We start from the raw sequence: 22,049 nt of genomic DNA, 5'->3' as shown, positions 1-22,049 counted from the left end.
TGTTACTCTTCTAAATTGTTCATTATTTATTGTTCCATGTTCATTGCGACGCAAGTCGCATATTTGCTTACCACCTGACCACCTGCTTTTATAAAAAAAATCTCCCATCCTACAAAGGACGAAAGATTTGCTTTCGTGGTACCACCTTATTTTACAAATACATTGCCGTATTTGCCTCAATTGTGCATTCACATGACTTAACGCTGCCGGCGGTATGGGCTTAAAATTAGTAAAATATTCTCACCCTAACAGTTCAGGGGCCATCTTCTATTATTCATCGATTATCAGCTTTCACCTAACCTGACTCTCTTTGTATCGATTCCTAATATACTCTTCCCATCATTACCTTTATACAATATATCTCTATTCTATACCAAATCCTATCTTTCATTCAAGTAGATTGTATTATTTATTCATATCATGCAATTTTTTTATGAATAGCCTTACTAAAAGCCTTTTACTCTTGCCTTAATGCTTCTAATACACTAATCTTTGCTGCGCGATTGGCTGGATACAATCCAGCTAGTATTCCAACGACAATAGAAAAGATAATTGCAAATAGAGCAAGGCCTGGTGAGATATAAGCAATGCTTATAGTTTCTGTCGTTCCTGCCTGGGCACTTATGGCTATTCCTGCAATAAGGTTAATGAGATTTGCGACAAGATAACTTATTATAAGCCCAGCTACTCCCCCCATAAGTCCAATGAAAGAAGCTTCATACAAAAATTGAGTTCTTATATCGTTCACAGATGCGCCAATAACCTTATTTACGCCGATTTCTTTTGTCCTTTCGTAAATAGACATAATCATAGTATTCGTGATTCCAATTGCTGCTACAAGTAAGGCAATGCTTCCTACACCACCTAAGAAAATTTGCAAATACTTGAATACAGAGCTAATGGATTGTAGCATATCCTTAGTAGAATAAGACATGTAGCCCATTTCTTTAATCTCCTTACTCAGATTGTCTACAACCTCTGTATCCTCTGCGATTACTCGAATAGAAGAGTAACCTTGTGTTTCTATAATTTGACTACTACCCGTCATCTTTATAAGGGCCTCTATATCCATAATAGCTGAATAATCATCGGTGCCACCCGAAGCTGTTAAAATACCTGAAATTTTTGTTCTGTTTTCATTTTCTACCATTTCTGTAGGACTCTGTTCTCCCTGAAAATCAAGACTTTCCTCTGTGTCTTCATCTTGAGCTATTTCGTCTGCCTTAACTTCTTCCTCTTCTAGAGATTCTTGCATCATATTCATGGTAATGATTGTAGCAGGTTTTCGTACAATATTTTTATCACCGATAGTCTTTTCGATTTCTTCTAATAATGCACTACCTATTAAAATTTCATTATTTCGAGGAAATCTTCCATCCTCTAATTTATATCCTAAATCATCAGCTTGATGCATGTCTACTCCAACGAGCTGTATGCCAATTCGATCCCTGCCTACACTTAGCTCCCCACTAGTCATATAGAGGGGTGTGACTGCTTTTACACCATCTAATTTTTCTAAATCTGCTACATCCTTTTTCTTTAATTCCTTTATCTGATTTTCACCAGAAGTACCTGCCATATCGTAAGGGGGATATACTTCAATACTGGTCATATTAATTTCTTCAAGCTCACCAGTGACGCTTCTCTCAAGACCTACACCTAATGAAATCATAATGACAATTCCAGCAGTCCCAATCATGATTCCAACCATAGTGAGGATTGTTCGCAGTTTTCTCCTCCACAAACTCATCCAAGCTAATTTTACGATATCTTTATCAAACATGCCTCTCATCTAAGATAAACCAAATATTCCTTTTATAAATTTTACAAACCCATTGTCTTGAGAATTGGCACCTTCTGTACTATTTCCATCTTCATTAGAAAGTACATTATAAGTAATTTCTTTTTCTACAGTTGTCAGTTTATTGAGGCTATTGTAATATTTTACACCAACTTTAACAGTATGCTTACCAGGTTCCTGTCCTATAATAGTAAAGCCATAGTTATCATAATCTCCACTATTAAAGTTTCCTAAGTATTCCATTGGCGTATCGGTATCTTTTCCTTGGACAGAAACGCTAATCCCCTTTACCTCTGCAACACCATTATTAACGATTTGTACTTCTGCCTCTAATGGTTCGCCAATCAAAAGATCTCCAAGATCTTCATTTGCCAATACTTGTACACTATCTTTTTCTGTTACTAAAAGGCCAATGGTCTGTATTTCTTCATAAGCTGTTCCATTAGAATCCATATAGGTGATTTTTACTATAATATTGTAATTTCCTGGAACCACTTTAGGCGATACGAACATATTATATGTAATTTCTGCCGTTTTCCCCGCTTTTACCATATCTATATACTGAATATTGCTTTGGTTTAAGGGTGAAAAATTGCCTAAGTTTTCTTGCCCTTGTTCGTTATTTAAAGACACTTCTACTTTTCGTCCATGGAATTCGCCATAATTCTTTAGGTTTAAAGTGATTTTGAAGGTACTTCCAGGCGTAATAGCCTCTTGGTCTACGCTATATGTAGTGATCGCTACATTTGGGCTCTTAGGCGCTGCGCTGACCACCCCACAAGAAAGCATCATCGCTATTATGAATAGTACTGTGGTGATTTTTTTCTTCATTTTAATTCCTCTCATCCTTACATATTTTTCCGTCTTGAATCCAAATCCTTCTCTGACATTGATTCGCTACATTACTATCGTGGGTCACGATAATAAAGGTAATTTGATGAATTCGGTTCATTTCTTTAATGAGCTCTAGTATTTCCTTACCTGTCTTTGAATCTAAGTTCCCCGTAGGCTCATCGCATAAGATAATCTTTGGCTTATTGACAATTGCTCTAGCTACACTTACCCTTTGCTGCTGTCCACCAGAAAGCTGTCCTGGTTTGTGATCTTTGCGGTCTTTTAGCCCCACTAAGTCTAGTGCCTCACTTGCCATTTTCTCTCGGTCTTTATTTGGTATTCTAGAAAAGATAAGGGGCATAGTGACATTTTCGAGGGCAGTTAATGTAGAATTTAAATTAAAAGACTGAAAGATAAAGCCAATATGATCTCTTCGAAAGAAGCACATTTGATCTTCCGTATAATGCGTCACATTGGTATCGTAAATAAAAACTTTCCCTTCTGTAGGCTTAGTAAGTCCCCCCACTACATTGAGCAAGGTAGACTTACCAGATCCAGAGGGACCTACAAGAGCCGTCAGCTCCTTAGCGTAGATATCTAAATTGATATGAGATAAGGCTCGAACAATAGAATCCCCCATTTTAAAGTGTTGGGATACATCTTTTAGCTGAATAATTTCTTCCATTTAATCACCTGTTCTCTAGTATTGTAGAGAGGCAGCTGCATTATTGAGAGAAAAGCTTCCTACTGCAAAAATTACTCCAATAACGAATAAGACGATAAAAATTGTAGCACTTTTTTTCTTAGACATATTAAATAGTACAGTTGTTCCCGTAATCAGCAAAAATAATTGCCATAAAGTAAACAGATTAACTGAATTTGTTATAGTCTTAAATAAACTCAAGTCGATATTTTCAGGAAAAAAGCTCTTTATGAAAGCCTGTAATTTAATAGGATAAGAAGCCAATAATACGATTACCATCATATGATTGAATTTACCTTCTCCCTTGAAGATCTTAGCGATGATTATGTAATAGATAAAGGCCCCTATATAATAACCGATTAAACTCATGATAATCGTTCCAAGTACAATAGTGATAGGTGATGTCATAAATCCTAAAACATTGCCAACTAATTCTGCTTCAGCTCCAGTTAAAGAATCCGTTGCCCCATCAAGCACTTGCTTGTTCACATTGATACTAATTAATCCTGAAACTACTGTAATAACAATAAGTGCAATTAAGTGAAACAAGTACTTTGGGTTTTCCCTATACTTTTCAAAGAATGCGGATGGTTTAATAATATACCGTTTCATTCTTTCAAAAATACTTTGTTTTTCTTCGATGTTATCTTGCTTTTCTTCGATGATACCTTGATTTTCTTCCATTGACACAACACTCCTTTTTATATAACTTTTTATATATGCATATCAAATACAATTTCTATTATATAATAAAAGATATAGTATTTGTTTCCATTTAAACACTTTTTTCTATTTATAAAAGTATTTATATTATAAATAAAAAACATTTATGCATGATTATCAAAACCAGTACTTCTTTTTCTGAAATCTACAGAATATCTTCTCTCCTTTGATATTTTCACCTGCAAAGCTTTGGTTGGCTCTAGTATAAGTAAAGCCCCAGTGAAATCCTTATAGAAATCATCCATCCCTATCCGTAGGAGATCCTGTGCAGGATCTCCTACGGATAGGGATGGATCTTGCGATTTCTCACTTTTTAGTATAGCTAAATATTATAAAGAAACAAGGGAGATGTGGCATTTGGTCGTTTTGACGTGGCATTTGACACTATTTTTTGAAAAAGACGCTATTACTGGACTCTGACAGCAGCCCCTTTTAATGAGCTTATTCTTGGTTTTCTTTATTGAAATGTATAGATTTAGTTAAATGCCAAATATAGTATTATAGCAGTTATGCACATTCCTACAAAAAGTGCAAGTTTTATCATTAAAATTCTCATTCTATATTCATCCGTATTTTTATTCTCAACGTTCTTACCTATATCCGTTAATCCCCAAATAAACATAGATAACGCTAGAATAATGCAAAGTATATTAATACTTAATGCTGTATTACTATTTGAAATAAATAGTTTGCTTTTTCCTCCTATCCAAAGTAAAAAAAATCCAATAATATCTTTTATAAAATATGTATATTGATTGATTTTTAATTTCATAAGATATTCTCCGTTTCTTAATATTAGTATTGTTACTTTAGAAATAATATAATTATTTGAGCAATTCAACAGAATATGAGTAATCGTCAATCAAAAATTTTAATAAATGGATTCTTTTATTAACTATAAAATAATTTTAGTATTGTAGAAACTAAAAATATTGCAAGTGCTACAAACTCTGTGACTATTCCTACTTTTATTTTTTTCTCGTAATTTTCTAGTTTCTTATATGTCGCATCTTTAAGCACGCTTTTATTTACTAATAGATTTATTGCTAAGCTAATGAGAAACATATTAAACGCAGTTTTCCTTTCGCCGACACTAACAAAATCAATATTTAATACTAAATTTAAAATAAAAATAATACATGCCCTTATTGATATCGATAATAATTTCCATGCATATTTTTTGTTATAGTTCTCACTTTTAGGATTTTCTTTTACTAATAACGACATTAAAAAATAAAATAAATATAAGTTTGTTAATACCATACTTATTACTTGGAGTAGCATCAACATATAATCCATACACAATCCCTCATATCTTGTTAAGTGATATTAAATTTAAATTTAAGTAACAATATTTACTACCTCCTACTAAAGCCATCTTTTTCCCTTTAGGTATAGTGAAAGACAGGTTTTTTATCACTGGCTTGCGGTTTCCATAGCGGAAGGTAATGTTTTTTACCTCAATATCTCCCTCTATCTTTTCAATGTCCTGATAGATTCCGGTTTCCTGTTCTCTCTCACAGTCTAGAATCTCTGCCATTCGCTTCATGGATATACTCGCCTCTTGTATTTGCAGTTGCAAGCTTACTAAACGACCTACAGGATCCATAAAGTATCCAGATAGTGTCATAAATACCATAAAGGTTCCTAATGTGATTTCGTTCTCGATGACTTGCATGACGCCAAAGTACATGAAGACAAAATTTCCTACTGTCTGCACTAATCCCTATATAGAACCTTATACATGGGATAGCATGCCGCACACTCTGTTGCATCATGTTGTTTTACAAATATGTATTTCATGCTGTCACTCCATTTTATCTAACGAATATTGTATTATTTGATCAATATTCACGATTTATTACTTTTAGTATAACTAAATATTGTTCGAAAACAAGGGAGATGTGGCATTTGGTCGTTTTGACGTGGCATTTTGACAGTTTTTTCAAAGAAGGTATATCCACGAGAGATATACCTTCTTTAATAGGGAGGGTTATTTTGTTAATCTTTTAAGATGGCTTTTAGTTCTTGAATAATGTGCGTATTTATAATACCGAATCTATCTTAAAATTTAATAATATCATACCGATTATATTAGATAATATTAATATTTTTACTGGCATATACTATTAACTCTCTATTACCAAAACCAATATTTCTTTTTCACAAATATATAAGCTACTATTAATATTATTAGACATGCTACAATGATTGCAATGGCAATGGGGCTCAGCTTAAAGGAGGAGATCTTTCTACCTGCTATGAGATATTGTCCTGCTATGTCTAATTCCAGATGTCCTTTGTCTATTTTTGTATTAAGGAGCTCATATTTTTCTTTTGCATTATTATATAGGTATAGATGCTTTCCCTCGCCTAAAATTTCTTCTGAAAGAATCAAAGATATTTTGCCTGGGAGGTTTTTGTAATCGTTGATAACAAAAGCCCTTCCGCCCTCATTACTTCCAAACAATATTTGTGTAGATAAGGGGTTTTCGTAATTGTCGATGTCTTCCCCTTTAATGATGACTGTGTATCCGTTCCCCATAATATTTAATGTTTTTTTGTTCTCAAATAGGTATTTCAATGTTGCTTTTGAAATCATCTCACCTTCGGGAGATTCTACACTGACAGTTTTGCCTTTTGTGTTTATTAAAGACTTGAGTATTTCATCATTTGCTGACAATGAATCTTTGCTTTTGTTTTTTTCTTCTATTTTGCTTGTGGGCGCTATTCCGTCTTTGTTGACAATAACTGTTACAGATTTTTGTAGTTCTCCATTTGATAAAATCACGGAAGCCTTTCCTGTTTTTCGGGATTGAATGCATCCAGAGTTGTTTACTGATAGGACTTCCTCATTAGTGGAGCGATAGGTCAATGTTTGTTCGGCATCTATAGGTAGAACTTGGGCTTGTAATTGAAAACTGTTTCCAGCTTTTAGTACTATGTAGGTTTCGTTTACATCGATTCTTGATGTGGGAATATTTACAGTTAGTCTCACTTCTTTGGTTATACCCCCTGCTTTTAGCTGAATAGTGGTACTTCCCTTTGATATTCCTGTAATCTTTCCTGTACTACTTATAGTGGCTACTTGAGGATTTGTGGATTTATATGTAATGGTTTGATTTTCTGCATCTGAAGGCAGGACTGCGGCAGAAATGTTCTGAGTTTTTTCCACTTCCATTTCTGCTTCGAACTCACTAATTTCAATATCAGATACAACAATTTTGTTTTCAATTGTCTTTTCTTTTACCGTTATAGTGAAGCTTTTCTCGACTTGTTCCGCTTTTACAAATATTTCGGCTTGACCGTCTGCTAGGGCTGTAATTCGTCCCATAGCGTTTATGGTGGCAACACCTTCATTACCGGAGCGGTAGCTTACTTCTTGGACAGTAGCATGGGTAGGGAGTACGGTGACCATGAGGAGCTGATTTACCCCTACTTCCATCTCTTTTTGATAATCCCCTAAATCAATATCTTCGACTGTAGCTTTTTCCTCCAATAAGGCTATATTTCCAGTAGTATATCTATCTTTATTTATTATTTTGTTGTTTGCCTCTGCTGGCACCATATGTATATTGATTAAAAACAATAAGGCCGCTAAAATTACAGGGCGCCTTAGTCTTTTTTTTTTCATTTACTTAACTCCTATCTAGTCAATACCCCTAATGATTCTAATACATAATTGAAATAAGTAACTTGATCGTATTGTATCCGAGTTTCTACTGCCATTCCGTTAGAGATATTTACTTTATTGCCTTCTTTGCTGACGAGATAGGTAGAATCAGGTACAATCTCTGCTTTGAAATAGCTCTCTTTGTTTTCACTGTCTATAGTAATATCACTGTCTATCTTTGCAACTTCTCCTGTAATCGTGCCATAGACTGTTTGTATTAAGCCAGAAACCACAATATCAACCTTATCACCCACACTTACTCTCGCTGCATCCCCTGCACTGATATTAGCCTGTACTATGTACTCATCATTTTCAGAAGCAATGCTTGCCACAGCACTACCAGCTTGTACTATCATGCCTTCTTTGTAATCTGCCATCATATGTACTTTTCCTGTAGCATTGGCTCTAACTTGGTAAGATTCTTGTCCCTTATCCACCGTGCTCAGTTGTACATTTATCACATCTAATTCGTTTTGGGATTGAAGGATAGAGTCTTCTATCCCCTTTAATGTAGTGTGGTATATCTCTGCAATCTTAGACTCGTTCTTAACGATTTCTCCTGCTATTTGTTCATCTGTATATCCGTAGTTTTTATATGTACTCAAATCTAATTCTTGCTGAGCAATCTGGCTTTGATAGGCTTCGTATTGGTTATAATACAGCTTGTCTGCTTCATTATTGCTAAAATGATTTTTGTTCTCTTCAATGGACTTAATCAACTTCTTTAACTGTGCCATCTGCTTTTCATGAATTTCCTTTTGCCCTTTAAGCTGTTCACCTTGCAGATCTAAATCTGTACTTTTAACCGTTAGTAAAAGATCTCCTTTTTCAACCTGTAACCCTTCCTGAATATGTATGTTCATAATCTCCCCTGAGTAGGCAGGCATAACATAATTCTTATTGGTGCTTTGGATAATGCCTCCTGCCTTAATCATGTATATCTTTGGAGTTTTGATACTCCAAAGGATAACAAAGATAATCAACGTTGTAACAGTTAAAAGCAAAAAGTATGCAAAAGTGGGGAGTTTTTCTTCGTACAATAATCTGCTGTCCTTTAGTTGACCAAAGGTTTTAATTTGCTTACTCATTGTCGGTGCGCTCCATAAAGACATCTGCTACAATATTATCGTCTTGTTGGTCTACAAAAATAGTATATGAATTTCCTTTCAGTTCAATATCTTCTTCATAAGCAGTTACGCCGATTTTATCATATGCAAAATTTAATTTTGACTCACTACCCCTAAATCGAACATAAAGACAATTTTTAACCCTTATAATGGACTTTATATTATATGGTTGTTCAATATTATGTAAAAAATTATTCGATTGCATCATAATTTCCATAACAATTCCGATTTCTCCACTTTCATTGATAGTAGAGGATGTATGTTGAATTAGTGGTCCAACTGGTATTGCACCTTTTACCTTTATATAGTTCTCCATATTTTGTACTATCTGATTAAATTCAATAATTTCTTGTTCATTGGTTAACCTCCTAACTAAAACATTAGACAGTTTTAATGATTTATTAAAGTGTACCTTTAATTTTGACAAGCTTATCGCCTCCAATCTTATACTATTTAATAGTTTCTTTACAAAGAGGGTGTATTATTAGTTTAATTATTTCATTATAGATTTTTTATAATGTGTATGTTTCATTTATATCAAATAAGTAATTAATGGAACTTATAGTTATAAATCCCATTAATTACTTCAATATTAAATACTTATTGCTTAACGTTAAATTTTTTATAATTGATATACACTATAAACATAAGGAGCAAATAATATGAATATAGCATAAATACCTCATATAAATTATCAGCTACCACTGCGATAATAATAATAGTTGGCCAAATTGCAGTTCCCCAAATTTTTGTAGTTAAATTATTGCCATGAGTTGCCTCCGGAATCTCAGATGGTGTATTTATATTCTTATTGTGCTTTAGGAATAGACTCATACAAATGTTAAATATGAGTACTACACATATTGCAATAATTATACTCTGCATACTGCGTTATGCCCTCTCTGCTCGAATACCTGTAGGTATGCCTGCTAGAGTTGTAGAAACAATTTTATATTTACCGTATCGAGAGAAGAGCACTTCTGCATCAGATGCAGCATCTATCACCTTACCAGCATACCAACCTTGCCACGCTGCTGTAGCTCCCGTCAAAACAGCCAAAGGTACACCAATTCCTGTTGCTACCATCGATGCTGACAGATATCCTCCATATGCTGCATTTGCACCTAACGCAACCGCCACCCCATATAGCATACGATAGCCGGAATTTGTCCTGTAGGTGCTTGTTGTAACTTTACCACCATCTAAATACATCATCTCCTCTTTATCAATCACCACAAACTTACTTGGCATTACCAATGCCCCATCATAACACATTTCCATTTTCTTTCCTCCTTTTTATCATTGTATTTTCTCCACATTCGTGGCCATCGAATGTTTTGATATGTGAACGCTTAAGCTTTGTCACCTTATTCATAGCACATCTCATTTTCGTCTGGTATGTTCATCTCTAATGTCTCTTGTTCTTCTTCTCTAACCATAAAGTTCCCCTGCTGCATTTCCCACAGCTTATAATATTGACCTTCCATAGCAAGAAGTTCCTCATGGCTTCCCATTTCTAGGATTTCTCCATTGTCCAGTACGATGATTTTATCGCAGTTCTTGATAGTTGATAATCTATGAGCAATTATCAGCATGGATTTTTCTTTAAACTTATTATGAATCATGTCAAATATAATGTTCTCTGTTGCAAAGTCCAAGTTACTAGTGGACTCATCTAATATGTAAAACTCATTTTTCTTCAGAAAGGCTCTAGAGAGGGCAATCCTCTGCTTTTCTCCACCGCTTAGTCCGTTTCCCGACTCTTCTAGGTAGGTATAGTACTGCATAGGTAACTTTTTAATAAATTCATGGGCATCGGCTGCCTTGGCTGCTTCTTTGACTTCATCCAGTGTGGAATTCATTTTTGTCACTCGTATATTGTCGTATATACTTTTAGAAAACAACTCTATGGATTGAGGGACATAAGATATGGTTTTTCTTAAGGAGTCATTACTTATTTCACTGATGTCCATTCCATCTATCCGTATTTCCCCTTCTTCAGGCTCGTAATATTTTAATAAAAGCTTAGCGATTGTAGACTTTCCACTTCCACTACTTCCTACTAAAGCGACCTTTTTTCCTTTAGGGATAGTGAAGGACAGGTTTTTTATCACTGGCTTACGATTTCCATAACGGAAGGTGATGTTTTTCACCTCAATATCTCCCTCTATCTTTTCAATATCTTGATAGATTCCAGTTTCCTGTTCTCTCTCACAGTCTAGAATCTCTGCCATTCGCTTCATGGATATACTCGCCTCTTGTATTTGCAATTGTAAACTTACAAGGCGACCTACAGGATCCATAAAGTATCCAGACAGTGTCATAAATGCCATAAAGGTTCCCAAGGTAATTTCATTGTCAATAACCTGCATGACGCCAAAGTAGGTGAGGACAAAATTCCCAACGGTCTGTACCAGACCTGATATGGAGCCTTGTGCATTAGAAAGCATTCCTTCTTTTAGAGAAATTCGAAGAGATTTAATATACTCTCTTTCGATATTTTCAAGTTCTGTTTCTTCATTGGCATTTCCCTTGATAGTTTCTACAGCTCTTAGTCCCTCGATAATTTGAGAATTGAGTACGGAAGCTTGCTCCATCTGTTCTTCGTTAATTTTTTTATAAGGTTGTTTGAATATAAAGACCAAACCGATGCTTACGATCGTCAAAAATAATATGATGACAAACAAGGTAGGATTCATGCGAAATAAAATCACGCCAGTAATCAATGCCATGGCAATATCCATAATCAGAGTCAGTGCAATATTGGTAAAGATGTCCTTAATGGTAAAGGCATCGCTAAATCTGGTAATAATATCGCCCGTTTTTCTTGCTGCAAAGAAATTCATAGGTAGTTTGTAAATATGCTCAAAATACCCCAGTAATAATGGAATATCAATCTTTTGAGACAGATAAAGCATCATCCACTGGCGGATGTATCCGATTATAATTTGGGTGATGGAAATCACTGTAAACACAATCAAAACCGCCAATAGCATATTTTTTAATTTGTAAGGCAGTATCTCATCCATCAATATCTTGTTAAATAAAGATGATACAATACCAATTATCGTTAGTATAATTGAGGCTAGAATAGAATAAATGAAGAGTTTCTTTTGAGGGAGCAAGAGTTTCACAAATCTGGAGAATATCTTTTCTCCTTTGACTTTTCCGCCTACAAATTCTTGGTTGGGCTTTAGTATGAGTAGGGTTCCAGTGAAATCCTTATAGAACTCATCAATCTCTATCCTGAGGAAATCCTTTGCAGGATCTCCTAGTATTACGTGGGTTTTTGTTATTTTAAATATGACTACAAAATGACTGAGACCTTCTTTAGTAATAACATTTGCAATACAGGGCAATGTAAATTTACTTAAGAACCCCTCCTTATCCACCCTCACTGCTTGGGAAGAAAATCCTAGCTCATCAGCACATTTACTCAAACCGATAAGATTTGTACCTTTTAAATCAGTCCCCATCATATCTCTAAGTTTCGTTATTGTAGTTTCTTTTTTATAATACAGACACACCATTGCCAAACATGCTGCCGCACAATCTGTCGTATCATGTTGTTTTACAAATATGTATTTCATGCTGTCACTCCATTTTATCTAACAATATTGTATTGTTCGCGCTATATTCATAATTTCTTTCTAGTATAACTAAATATTGTTAAAAAACAAGGGGGATGTGGCATTTGGTCGTTTTGACGTGGTATTTTTACAGTTTTTACAGTTTTTTCAAAAAAGGTACATCCACGAGAGATATACCTTTTTATAGGGGGAGGTTATTTTGTTAATCTTTTAAGATGGTTTTTATAGAGTGATGATAGTAAAGCCTTTGTATTTATTTACTACCTTCGGCATTATTTTCAGTAGTCGTCATAATATAAAAGAAAACAGCTGTTTTAATTTATTCTTTCATCATGTTTGTAATAATCATCATTGTAAATATGATGTGTATAAAAAAGAATCCAAGTGAAAAAGTATATATTTGCTTATTCAAATAGTCCTCTAACACTTGAATTTCAGTACCAAGTGAAGGCAATATAAAAAAATAAAAGAAATATGGAATGAATAATAAACTAACTAATTTTTGCTTTTTCCGTTTAAATAGAGTCCAGGTGACAATCATTAGTAAAGTTGCAAGAATCATTACTAATAATAAACCTATTTTATACATCCCTTGCCCCTCCTATTCAAGTTAAATACTACTGTATTAGCACTGTATACATTTTTATCACATAATTCCCTATGCATTTATTCCAATATGCAACAATTTTTTAACTTATTCTATCCGCTGAGAGCTAACTGATTTAAAGGTGACAATCCAATCGTAAATCTCTGGTGTACACATTATGAGTGAAATATTATCATTGATCCTGTCTAAGAGGCAAAGAATATAGCCCTCTTTTTCATGATCCTCTATTTTCCACATTGTTGTGTTCTCATATAATGTAGTAGATTCTCCGTATTCTATTGAGAGATCTTTTACTAATTTGTTATAGATTTGTGGCGACTCCTTTTCCTTAGCAATAAAAATAATACTCGAATGTATTAACTCTCCATCCCTGTCGAATGTATAACTTGTTTCTCCACTTAAGCTATTGTATTTTATATCCTTATATACGATGTAATCCTCTTCTGATATTTGCGGATCTTTTAAGTCTTTATTTCGTTCCATAATTTCATTTCGTGACATACCTATGTGTATATCTTCAAAATATGACATTTCTTTTTGACAAGATGTCATACTAAATAGAAGTACAATACATAAAAAAATAAGTATTTGCTTACTAATACTTACACTTTTATTCATTAATCCATCTCCTTAAGTCGTTCGTTGTTCTATAGTACCACTTACTATTTTCAGTATAATAAACTATCACTAAAATACAAGAGGCATGTGGTATTTAGCCTTTTTAACGTGGTGTTTTGACTCTTTTATGGAAAAAAAAGTATATCCAAAAAAGGATATACTTTTTACTGATGAGTTTATTTTAGGTTTTTTAAGGTAATCTTTATTTTAAATTCATCATCTGTGATGGTAATATTCTTATCCCCTTCATATTTATCTACAACAATTTGGATGTTTTTCAGACCAACACCATGATATAAAGTATCTTTTTTTGTAGTTTGTAATTGATTGGCTTTGTACTTTATCTCTTTAGGATTTAACGTGTTAATGCAATCTATATAAAAGTAGTTTCTTTTGCTCCCTAAAGACAGCTCTATTCTTTTTTCTTGTGTCGCTACTTGCTCACAAGATTCAATAGCATTGTCTAGTATATTTCCCAACAGTATAGTAAGGTCTATATCTTCTATCAAGATTTCATCTTGCAAATCAATCTTTGTTATAAAAATAATTTCGTTCTTTTCTGCAAGCATGGTTTTTACGTATAAAACGGATGCAATCACTGGGTGGCTTATATTAAGCAGATTGTTAATCGATTCTATAGGCTCTGCGATCTTTTCAATGTATTGTATGGCTTTTTCATTTTCTTTACATTGAATATAGGCACTAATTGCAAATAAATGATTTGATATATCATGTTTGATTGCCCTGACACTATCTACCGTCACTGCTATTTCTTGATTGTATTTGTATTCTGCTTCCTTTTGTTGCAATAGTAGCCTTAATTTTATTTGATTCTCTGATTCCTTTATAAGTTCCTCGTAAATATTTACAGATAAAAAGCAAATAGTTGCACAACTTAGTAGCAATAAATAGATGTGATCATTGATTTCTATAGGATTTGTTTTATAGATATTCAAGACAAGAAATAAAATAAAATTTATTATCAAAACAAACCCAACTATCTTTATAATCATTGACTTATTTGTTAATACAGATATAGGATGTAGTTTATTCTTTTTTCTATGAGTAAGATACGTGATGACTAATAACAATATTATTTTTGAAATGACAATGGCCTCAAGACTTATGAAACTAATTTCTATAATTTCTGTCATAGATATGTCAAATTCACTGATAAATAGAAGTATCACTATAATCTCAATGGCCATATTTAGAAGTAAAAAAGTGCCAAGGGTCACAAGCTTTTCTTGAATTGTATTAAGATATGAAAAATAAATGAGAATAAATATACCTATATGAAAGATAGGGGTTCCCACTGTGCCAATTTGCCTAAGTAAAAAACCCATTAAAGCAATGATGCCAGCATATAATGGGCTAAATTCGTACCTATATTTTGATGTGAGCTGTGCTTTTATATACTTCATAAGAATTATGGCTTCCATGAGGAAAAGAAGAAAACTCATAATTTCTTCTGAGATAATCATAACATTGTTTACCTCCTTAATAAATCTAAAAAAATATCCTTAATTGCCTTAATATAAGGTCTACTTACCGAAAGGGTATATTTGTCATTAAGGATTACTATCTTATTATTTTTAAATTCAGTGATTTTGTCTTTATGTATTATAATGCTCTGATGACATTGTACAAAAGGGCCTTCATTTAGCATCTCTTTTAATTCTCGTAGTGTAAGATAGGGTGCGTATTCCTGTTCTTCACAGATAATGCGGACCTTATTTTTATACTTTTCAAAATAAATAATATCTTTGTAAAATACTTTTGTGTATCTCTCTCCCTCCTGTATGTTAATAAACTCCTGTTCCTCTCTATTTATTTTGCTTAATATACGATGGCACTTGCGCAAAAGCACTCTTAGTTTATCTTTTCTGGCAGGTTTTAACATATACTGAAAAGCATCTGCCTCAAATGCTTTTAGTGCATATTTATCATGAGCAGTTACAAAGATAATGAGAACATCTTCATTTACCTCTTTTATTCTCTTTCCGGTTTCTATTCCGTTAATCTCAGGCATATCTACATCTAGAAATATTAGATCGTATCTTTCAGGATATTTCTGGATTTGATTTAATAATTCCATAGGATTTTCATAGGATTCTATTAGAACTTGTATATGCTCTTCTTGGCAAATTTCGTGTATATATTTTTTTAAAACAGTTCGTATGATCTCTTCATCATCGCATATAGCCAATCGATATGTCATAATAAATTCCCCCTGTGCCTACTTTTCGGTCATTTTAGATCTCTATGCCTCTATCAATATATAAATATTTTATTATATGTATTTCATTCTAATTTAGGCTAAACGCTTTGTCAATCATTTCCAATATGCCCACGCGTTTTTTAGCTATCCGCAATCAGGGTCTGGGGTCAAGCCTCATTGGTTAAAACTTCTATCTTTACATATAAAGGCAACTTAAATAGTAGCTAAGCAGAAAAAGTAGGACTTTTCTATTGTCATGACTGCTCTTTTATTAAAATATAAAAAGCTATGTAAACAATATATAACTAATTACTATAGATGCAACCATCCCCGATAAATCGGCGAGCAATGAAGCTTTTAGTGTGTATTTGTGTTTTTTTACACCTATCGAACCTAAATACAATGCAATAACATAAAAGGTCGTTTCTGTAGAACCCATCATAGTAGACGCCATCTTGCCTACTAGACTATCTGGATGATTGTTAATTAGGATATCCGATAAAATTGCTGTGCTACCGGAACCAGATATTGGCCTCATTATGGCGAGGGGCAGGATCTCCTCTGGGATTTGGAGTGTATTTAATACAGGAGATAATAGGGAAATAATAAAATCTAATAATCCCGAATTTCGAAAGATCCCTATGGCAATTAACATAGTTATGAGATTAGGAAATACGGATAATGCCGTATTGATGCTCTCTTTCGTCCCTTCAGCAAAGACATCGTACATATTTACTTTTTTCTTTTTACCATAGAGAAGAATTAATAATATAATGATGGGTATTAAAGCATCAGATATGTAATCAAGCATATGCTTTATTCCTTTCCCTCTTATCACTCCTTCTTCGTAGAGTTAGCGCTACTATTACCCCAATTATTGTAGATATCGTAGTAGCTATTAGACTAGATATTATAATTGATGTGGGCTCCATAGACCCTAATGATGCTCTTAAGGCAATAACTGTAGTGGGTATCAATTGTATGGAAGAAGTATTGACGACTAAAAACATACACATAGCATCTGTAGCTACTTCTTTATCTTTATTGAGCTCCTGCAATTCCTTCATAGCTTTTAATCCAAAGGGAGTTGCAGCATTTCCTAAACCAAGCATATTTGCTGAAAAATTCAGGGCGATAGAGCCTAATGCTGGATGATCCTTAGGCACTTCGGGAAAAAGCCTTTTTATAATGGGATACATCATACTAGATAGAACTTGAATTAAACCAGATTTTTTTACAATCTCCATTAATCCTAACCACAAAGCCCATACTCCTATAAAGGTAATACACATCTCTACTGTTTGAACAGATGATGCAATGACGCCTTCCGTTATTTGCTTAACGTTCCCGTTGAAAAGCCCATATATTATACTTACCACAATCATATAAAACCATATACTATTAATCATATAAACACCTACCTCTTAGTAAATGTATCGATTATTTCACTCAATATGACACTTTTTTTTGCAAATCCATAATGTAATTCCCTTTTACTTTATTATATAGCATTGAATTGTCATATTTTATCTGATATAATTGTTCAGTACAATGTCGAAATTTGTATAAAGAGGGGAGAATTTGCTGAAGATGAAGTCTACAGGTATCGTCAGAAAAGTTGATGAGTTGGGGCGGATCGTTATTCCTATTGAATTAAGAAGAACACTAGATATTGATATCAAGGATTCTTTGGAAATTTATGTTGATGGGAATTTTGTTTTATTAAAAAAATATGAGCCTGCATGTATCTTCTGCGGGAACGCAAAAGATATTACAAACTTTAAAAGTAAGAACATTTGTCCAGATTGCTTGGAGCAATTACAAAAATAAGAACTTCTTCGGAAGTTCTTTATTTTTGTGAAGTAAGCTGCTCGCAATCGCAGTAGACACGAGATGGGCATTCAATGGCTTGCCAATTTGGATGCTGCGCTCATGTCTACGTAATGGTTGCAATCAGCCATTAGGCAACTACAGTGTAACCACGATGGCTACCTATGGATGCTAAGATTTTATTTATTATTTACAATCTATTAAATTGTATTTGTGTGTATTCATATTATATTCGATATCCAATCTTCATTGAAGGTTTTTCATTATATTTTAATGTCTTTACCTCGCTCAAAGGAGAGTCTTCCACTTTCCACATTCAGCTTTCAGCTAGTTACTTCTTCATAAGTTGCTCGTAAATCTCTCTCTTTGGTAATTCTCTGTCTTTTGCTATTAGCTTTATGGCTTCTTTTCGATCTATTCCTTTGTTTATATAAAACTCAAAATGTTCTTCTAAGCTTATGTTTTTCCAGTTATGTTCTTCGATTTCAGGAATATGACCTTCTACCACAAGAACAAATTCTCCTCTCGGTTCCTTTTGTCGAAAATGCTCTATTCCCCGGGAAATATGTCCGTGAATTACTTCTTGATGGAGCTTCGTCAATTCCCTTGCAATCGATATTTTTCTATCACCTAAGTGTTCTTGAAGATCTTCTAATGTTTCTAACAATTTATGGGGCGCTTCATAAAGAATCAAAGTGCATTCTAAAAAGCGAAGTTTTGCTAATTCTTCTCTGCGTATTTTCTTGTTTGTAGATAAGAATCCCTTAAAGTAAAAGCTAGTAGTATCTAGGCCAGACAATACAAGAGCGCTAATCGATGCACTTGCGCCAGGGACAATCTCTACGGTAATATTTCTCTCAATACAGGCTTGCACCATCGTTACACCTGGATCCGAGATCCCAGGCATGCCTGCATCGGATACAATGGCAATATTTTTTCCTTCTTGTATTAATTGGCATAAGTATTCGGATCTCATTTTTTCATTGTGTTGATGATAACTAATCATTTTTGACTTTATATTATAATGATTTAATAATTTAATGGTATTTCGTGTATCTTCACAAGCAATCATATCTACTTCCTTCAAAATTCGAACCGCACGATAGCTTATATCTTCTAAATTTCCTATTGGCGTAGCTACAAGATAGCATTTTCCATTTTCAGACATGTTTTTTCCTCCTTTCTAAGGTGGTCAGGTGGTCAAGTATGCGACTTACGTCGCAGTAAACAATGAACATGGAACAATGAATAACGAATAATTTGGAAGGGTAATAAAAGTCGCATATTTGTACTGTTCAATGTTCAGTATTCATTGTTCATTGAAGGTTTTATACTCTTTTAATTCTAAATTTCCAATTATAAATTGTTCATTACGCAAAGTCATTTTCCGTCCGAGCAAGCTCATTCCATACAACAACAAGCAACCCCATAGGTTGCTTGTTTTCTTAGACCATTATATCACTTATTTTCTTTTCATCAATAAAAACAATTCTGATTAAAGTTAGTACTTCAATACTTATTAGCGTATTTAATTGTAATTAAATTATTGTTGTTTTATTATTTCTCTTGCCACATAAACGCCATTTGCTGAGGCTTGCATTAGGCCTCTTGTAATACCTGCGCCATCGCCTAATACATACATATTTTTTATATTTGTTTCAAAAGAATCATCTACTTTAACTTGGTTAGAGTAAAATTTGACTTCTACGCCGTATAAAAGAGTTTCATCACTAGTAAGGCCTGGGCTTACATGATCTAGAGCAATGAGCATCTCGTCAATATCTTTTAATATGCGATAAGGCAATACCAAACATAAATCTCCTGGCACTGCATCCTTTAGAGTAGGTTGAATATTATTTCGGTATAATCGCTCTACTGTAGTCCTTCTGCCACGTCTAAAATCTCCATATCTTTGAACGATAATCTTATTTCCTGAAAGCATATTTCCTAGTCCAGCAATATGTTTACCATATGCTATAGGTGAATTAAAGGGCTCTGTAAATCCCTTTGAAACCAATAATGCAAAATTTGTATTATTAGTTTTTAATTCATCTGCTTTATAACTGTGACCATTAACCACAGCCAAATTATTATCATAAATCTCTGTAGCAACTACACCGCCAGGATTTGAACAAAATGTCCTTACCTTATCATCAAATGTAGGTGTATAGTAAACCAGTTTACCTTCATATAAAGATTCATTAATTTCTTCCATGACTTCATTTCTACACTCTACTCGTACGCCAATGTCGACCTTTCCGACTACAGTATCTACTCCATATCTTTTGCAGACATCGCTAAACCATTCAGAACCATCTCTGCCTACACCTATTACAACTTTATCTGCATAGTAATTATCATCTGCTTGTACACCTATTATTTTTTGGTCTTCGATGATAAACTCTTTTACTGGATTTCTAAATTTAATTGTAACGCCTTTATCAATTAAGGCCTTTTGTAAGTTTCCGTATATTGTATATCCTACTTCTGTACCCATATGTCTTACTGGACACTCAATAAGCTTTAAATTGCTTTTGATGGCTTTTTTACGTATATTTTCAATTTCTTGTTGCTTATCTACACCATATACTTTATGATCTGCACCAAACTCTAAATAAATATCATCACAATATTTAATTAATTCTTCTGTTTGTTCATACCCTATATATGATGGAAGTTCTCCACCTACATCTGGAGAAAGAGATAATTTTCCATCAGAATAAGCACCTGCTCCAGCAAAACCTGTAGTTATATTACAAGGTTTACAGCCAATGCATACATTTGTCTTTCTCTTAGGGCAGATTCTCTTTTCGATTGAATTACCTTTTTCAAACATAAGCACCTTTAAGTTTTCGTTTTGGCTCATTAGCTCCATAGCACAAAAGATTCCAGCAGGACCTGCACCAACGATAATCACATCGTATCTATTATTCATATATCTTACACTCTCTTTCCTCATAATCATACATTTGAATATTATCAGAAAAGTCAAGCAATTGCAATATGTTTTTGCGAACATTTATTAATATATTTCACCAAACATTCGTCTTTCTTACTATAGTTTTTCATCAGTGAGGAATACTTCTATTTCATATTTTCTATACTAAAACCAGCATCTTAATATAATATTTACAGTTTATATTCATAATTCCCTGCACAAAAAAAGCACCTTAGGTGCTATTTTTGTACATATCCGCACTCTTCACTAGGGCAATAAACCTTTTTGCGATTTCCATAGCCTTTTTGGAGCAATATCCCTTGACATTTCGGACATTTCTCAGGTATAGGGCGATCCCATGAGGTATATTCGCACTCAGGATAATTACTACATCCGTAAAAGGTTCTTCCTTTTTTCGTCCTTCTTACGACTAGTTCTCCCTCTTTACAATCTGGACACTTGACACCTAGTTCTTCTAAGAATGACTTTGTATTTCTACAATCTGGAAATCCTGGGCAAGCTAAAAACTTGCCATACCTTCCCGTTTTAATGACCATCAGCCTTCCGCATTTATCACACTCTACATCGGAAACAGGGTCTTCTATCTTTCTTTCTTCCATGACTTCTTCTGCATATTTTAAATCTTTTTCAAAGTTGCTATAGAAATCTCCAATAATATCCTGCCATTGAACATTTTGATCGGCAATCTCATCTAATGAAGCTTCCATACCCACTGTAAATTCTACATCTACAATATCTTTAAAATAGGTCTCCATAAGCTCTGTTACTATAAATCCTAGCTCTGTAGGGTGAAGCTTCTTGTCCTCAACTTCTACATAACCTCGATTTAATATGGTCTGTATGGTTGGAGAGTAGGTACTAGGCCTTCCTATCCCCTTCTCTTCTAATATTTTTACTAGAGATGCTTCCGTAAATCTAGCGGGCGGAGAAGTAAATTTCTGCTCTTTACTGATATCTTTTAATCCTACAACTTCTTTTTCTAAAAGATGAGGAATTTTGTTTTTTTCTTCCTCTGAATTGTCTTGTCCATCATAGCCGTAAATCCTCATAAATCCTTGAAATACGAGTTTAGAGCCAGTTGATCTAAAATTGTAATCTCCACAATCTATGTTAACACTTAAAGTATCGTACTGGGCATTGGCCATTTGACTTCCTACAAAACGATCCCAAATTAATTTGTATAGCCTGTATTGATCTCGCTTTAAGGAATCTTTTACCTTTATAGGCTCTAATTCCATAGTAGTAGGTCGGATGGCTTCATGAGCGTCCTGTATATTTTTCCCTTTTTTCTTAGTCTTGTTTTCATCACCTACGTATTCTTTTCCATATTGACTAAATATGTAGTCTCTACAATTGTTTTTGG

Annotated in this window: 23 protein-coding genes and 1 other annotated feature; of the genes, 1 reads left to right on the top strand and 22 read right to left on the bottom strand. The window is 33.8% G+C overall.

Annotated elements, in window-relative coordinates; genetic code table 11:
- Positions 1–111: 111 nt before the first annotated feature.
- Positions 112–352, bottom strand: a binding site (T-box leader).
- Positions 353–457: 105 nt separating this feature from the next.
- From Q7P22_RS09955 to Q7P22_RS09865, 19 genes are all read right to left on the bottom strand, one after another.
- The gene (locus tag Q7P22_RS09955) at positions 458–1,783 is read right to left on the bottom strand and encodes an ABC transporter permease (RefSeq protein ID WP_303863723.1); all 1,326 of its coding nucleotides are present in this window, start codon (positions 1,781–1,783) and stop codon (positions 458–460) included.
- A 9-nt stretch (positions 1,784–1,792) separates the two neighbouring features.
- Positions 1,793–2,632 carry a hypothetical protein gene (locus Q7P22_RS09950; protein ID WP_303863721.1) on the bottom strand — a complete coding sequence of 280 codons (840 nt, stop codon included), beginning with the start codon at positions 2,630–2,632 and terminating at the stop codon, positions 1,793–1,795.
- A gap of 1 nt (position 2,633) precedes the next feature.
- On the bottom strand, positions 2,634–3,320 hold the full coding sequence (locus tag Q7P22_RS09945; protein ID WP_303863719.1) for an ABC transporter ATP-binding protein: 687 nt from the start codon (positions 3,318–3,320) through the stop codon (positions 2,634–2,636).
- A gap of 15 nt (positions 3,321–3,335) precedes the next feature.
- Positions 3,336–4,022 (bottom strand): Yip1 family protein, encoded by a 687-nt coding sequence (locus Q7P22_RS09940; protein ID WP_303863718.1) that lies wholly within the window; start codon positions 4,020–4,022, stop codon positions 3,336–3,338.
- 143 nt (positions 4,023–4,165) lie between these two features.
- The gene (locus Q7P22_RS09935) at positions 4,166–4,306 is read right to left on the bottom strand and encodes a hypothetical protein (RefSeq protein ID WP_170128260.1); all 141 of its coding nucleotides are present in this window, start codon (positions 4,304–4,306) and stop codon (positions 4,166–4,168) included.
- A gap of 230 nt (positions 4,307–4,536) precedes the next feature.
- Positions 4,537–4,833 carry a hypothetical protein gene (locus tag Q7P22_RS09930; protein ID WP_303863715.1) on the bottom strand — a complete coding sequence of 99 codons (297 nt, stop codon included), beginning with the start codon at positions 4,831–4,833 and terminating at the stop codon, positions 4,537–4,539.
- A gap of 119 nt (positions 4,834–4,952) precedes the next feature.
- Positions 4,953–5,360: a hypothetical protein gene (locus Q7P22_RS09925; RefSeq protein WP_303863714.1), complete on the bottom strand. Its 408-nt coding sequence runs from the start codon at positions 5,358–5,360 to the stop codon at positions 4,953–4,955.
- A gap of 10 nt (positions 5,361–5,370) precedes the next feature.
- The gene (locus Q7P22_RS09920) at positions 5,371–5,781 is read right to left on the bottom strand and encodes a hypothetical protein (protein ID WP_303863712.1); all 411 of its coding nucleotides are present in this window, start codon (positions 5,779–5,781) and stop codon (positions 5,371–5,373) included.
- A gap of 420 nt (positions 5,782–6,201) precedes the next feature.
- The gene (locus Q7P22_RS09915; protein ID WP_303863710.1) at positions 6,202–7,695 is read right to left on the bottom strand and encodes an Ig-like domain-containing protein; all 1,494 of its coding nucleotides are present in this window, start codon (positions 7,693–7,695) and stop codon (positions 6,202–6,204) included.
- A gap of 11 nt (positions 7,696–7,706) precedes the next feature.
- Positions 7,707–8,822: an HlyD family secretion protein gene (locus Q7P22_RS09910; protein WP_303863708.1), complete on the bottom strand. Its 1,116-nt coding sequence runs from the start codon at positions 8,820–8,822 to the stop codon at positions 7,707–7,709.
- Entirely contained in the window at positions 8,815–9,288 is a 474-nt protein-coding gene (locus tag Q7P22_RS09905) for a hypothetical protein (protein WP_303863707.1), read from the bottom strand. The genes Q7P22_RS09910 and Q7P22_RS09905 overlap by 8 nt, the downstream gene beginning before the upstream one ends.
- A gap of 464 nt (positions 9,289–9,752) precedes the next feature.
- Positions 9,753–10,142 (bottom strand): hypothetical protein, encoded by a 390-nt coding sequence (locus Q7P22_RS09900; protein ID WP_303863705.1) that lies wholly within the window; start codon positions 10,140–10,142, stop codon positions 9,753–9,755.
- Positions 10,143–10,228: 86 nt separating this feature from the next.
- The gene (locus tag Q7P22_RS09895) at positions 10,229–12,451 is read right to left on the bottom strand and encodes a peptidase domain-containing ABC transporter (RefSeq protein ID WP_303863703.1); all 2,223 of its coding nucleotides are present in this window, start codon (positions 12,449–12,451) and stop codon (positions 10,229–10,231) included.
- Between the two features lie 319 nt (positions 12,452–12,770).
- Positions 12,771–13,040 (bottom strand): hypothetical protein, encoded by a 270-nt coding sequence (locus Q7P22_RS09890; RefSeq protein WP_303863701.1) that lies wholly within the window; start codon positions 13,038–13,040, stop codon positions 12,771–12,773.
- A gap of 105 nt (positions 13,041–13,145) precedes the next feature.
- Entirely contained in the window at positions 13,146–13,676 is a 531-nt protein-coding gene (locus Q7P22_RS09885) for a hypothetical protein (protein ID WP_303863699.1), read from the bottom strand.
- Between the two features lie 176 nt (positions 13,677–13,852).
- Positions 13,853–15,160 carry a GHKL domain-containing protein gene (locus Q7P22_RS09880; RefSeq protein WP_303863697.1) on the bottom strand — a complete coding sequence of 436 codons (1,308 nt, stop codon included), beginning with the start codon at positions 15,158–15,160 and terminating at the stop codon, positions 13,853–13,855.
- Between the two features lie 8 nt (positions 15,161–15,168).
- Positions 15,169–15,897: a LytTR family DNA-binding domain-containing protein gene (locus Q7P22_RS09875; protein WP_303863695.1), complete on the bottom strand. Its 729-nt coding sequence runs from the start codon at positions 15,895–15,897 to the stop codon at positions 15,169–15,171.
- A 286-nt stretch (positions 15,898–16,183) separates the two neighbouring features.
- Positions 16,184–16,708 carry a spore maturation protein gene (locus tag Q7P22_RS09870; protein ID WP_303863693.1) on the bottom strand — a complete coding sequence of 175 codons (525 nt, stop codon included), beginning with the start codon at positions 16,706–16,708 and terminating at the stop codon, positions 16,184–16,186.
- Positions 16,701–17,306: a nucleoside recognition domain-containing protein gene (locus tag Q7P22_RS09865; RefSeq protein ID WP_113921018.1), complete on the bottom strand. Its 606-nt coding sequence runs from the start codon at positions 17,304–17,306 to the stop codon at positions 16,701–16,703. The genes Q7P22_RS09870 and Q7P22_RS09865 overlap by 8 nt, the downstream gene beginning before the upstream one ends.
- Before the next feature lie 181 nt (positions 17,307–17,487).
- Between Q7P22_RS09865 and Q7P22_RS09860 the strand changes: the two genes are divergently transcribed.
- Positions 17,488–17,727, top strand: coding sequence for an AbrB/MazE/SpoVT family DNA-binding domain-containing protein (locus Q7P22_RS09860; protein ID WP_113921064.1), 240 nt, complete (start codon positions 17,488–17,490; stop codon positions 17,725–17,727).
- A gap of 331 nt (positions 17,728–18,058) precedes the next feature.
- On the opposite strand, the gene rsmI is transcribed toward Q7P22_RS09860, so the two are convergent.
- The 3 genes from rsmI to Q7P22_RS09845 form a co-directional block, all read right to left on the bottom strand.
- Positions 18,059–18,895, bottom strand: a complete 837-nt coding sequence (rsmI, locus tag Q7P22_RS09855; protein ID WP_303863691.1) for a 16S rRNA (cytidine(1402)-2'-O)-methyltransferase — start codon at positions 18,893–18,895, stop codon at positions 18,059–18,061.
- 375 nt (positions 18,896–19,270) lie between these two features.
- Positions 19,271–20,662 (bottom strand): NAD(P)/FAD-dependent oxidoreductase, encoded by a 1,392-nt coding sequence (locus Q7P22_RS09850; protein WP_113921020.1) that lies wholly within the window; start codon positions 20,660–20,662, stop codon positions 19,271–19,273.
- Between the two features lie 242 nt (positions 20,663–20,904).
- Positions 20,905–22,049: DNA topoisomerase (locus Q7P22_RS09845; RefSeq protein WP_303863687.1), on the bottom strand; the 1,145-nt coding region annotated here is incomplete at its 5' end.

Origin of the sequence: Alkalibaculum bacchi (assembly GCF_937875145.1) — a bacterium.
Lineage (GTDB): Bacteria > Bacillota > Clostridia > Eubacteriales > Alkalibacteraceae > Alkalibaculum > Alkalibaculum bacchi_A.
This window is presented reverse-complemented; position numbering and strand designations above follow the sequence as displayed.

Coding starts and splice junctions, on each gene's coding strand:
- Q7P22_RS09955 (WP_303863723.1), bottom strand. CDS start 1,783: ATGTTTGATAAAGATATCGTAAAATTAGCTTGGATGAGTTTGTGGAGG.
- Q7P22_RS09950 (WP_303863721.1), bottom strand. CDS start 2,632: ATGAAGAAAAAAATCACCACAGTACTATTCATAATAGCGATGATGCTT.
- Q7P22_RS09945 (WP_303863719.1), bottom strand. CDS start 3,320: ATGGAAGAAATTATTCAGCTAAAAGATGTATCCCAACACTTTAAAATG.
- Q7P22_RS09940 (WP_303863718.1), bottom strand. CDS start 4,022: ATGGAAGAAAATCAAGGTATCATCGAAGAAAAGCAAGATAACATCGAA.
- Q7P22_RS09935 (WP_170128260.1), bottom strand. CDS start 4,306: ATGGATGATTTCTATAAGGATTTCACTGGGGCTTTACTTATACTAGAG.
- Q7P22_RS09930 (WP_303863715.1), bottom strand. CDS start 4,833: ATGAAATTAAAAATCAATCAATATACATATTTTATAAAAGATATTATT.
- Q7P22_RS09925 (WP_303863714.1), bottom strand. CDS start 5,360: ATGGATTATATGTTGATGCTACTCCAAGTAATAAGTATGGTATTAACA.
- Q7P22_RS09915 (WP_303863710.1), bottom strand. CDS start 7,695: ATGAAAAAAAAAAGACTAAGGCGCCCTGTAATTTTAGCGGCCTTATTG.
- Q7P22_RS09910 (WP_303863708.1), bottom strand. CDS start 8,822: ATGAGTAAGCAAATTAAAACCTTTGGTCAACTAAAGGACAGCAGATTA.
- Q7P22_RS09900 (WP_303863705.1), bottom strand. CDS start 10,142: ATGGAAATGTGTTATGATGGGGCATTGGTAATGCCAAGTAAGTTTGTG.
- Q7P22_RS09895 (WP_303863703.1), bottom strand. CDS start 12,451: ATGAAATACATATTTGTAAAACAACATGATACGACAGATTGTGCGGCA.
- Q7P22_RS09890 (WP_303863701.1), bottom strand. CDS start 13,040: ATGTATAAAATAGGTTTATTATTAGTAATGATTCTTGCAACTTTACTA.
- Q7P22_RS09885 (WP_303863699.1), bottom strand. CDS start 13,676: ATGAATAAAAGTGTAAGTATTAGTAAGCAAATACTTATTTTTTTATGT.
- Q7P22_RS09880 (WP_303863697.1), bottom strand. CDS start 15,160: ATGATTATCTCAGAAGAAATTATGAGTTTTCTTCTTTTCCTCATGGAA.
- Q7P22_RS09875 (WP_303863695.1), bottom strand. CDS start 15,897: ATGACATATCGATTGGCTATATGCGATGATGAAGAGATCATACGAACT.
- Q7P22_RS09870 (WP_303863693.1), bottom strand. CDS start 16,708: ATGCTTGATTACATATCTGATGCTTTAATACCCATCATTATATTATTA.
- Q7P22_RS09865 (WP_113921018.1), bottom strand. CDS start 17,306: ATGATTAATAGTATATGGTTTTATATGATTGTGGTAAGTATAATATAT.
- Q7P22_RS09860 (WP_113921064.1), top strand. CDS start 17,488: ATGAAGTCTACAGGTATCGTCAGAAAAGTTGATGAGTTGGGGCGGATC.
- rsmI (WP_303863691.1), bottom strand. CDS start 18,895: ATGTCTGAAAATGGAAAATGCTATCTTGTAGCTACGCCAATAGGAAAT.
- Q7P22_RS09850 (WP_113921020.1), bottom strand. CDS start 20,662: ATGAATAATAGATACGATGTGATTATCGTTGGTGCAGGTCCTGCTGGA.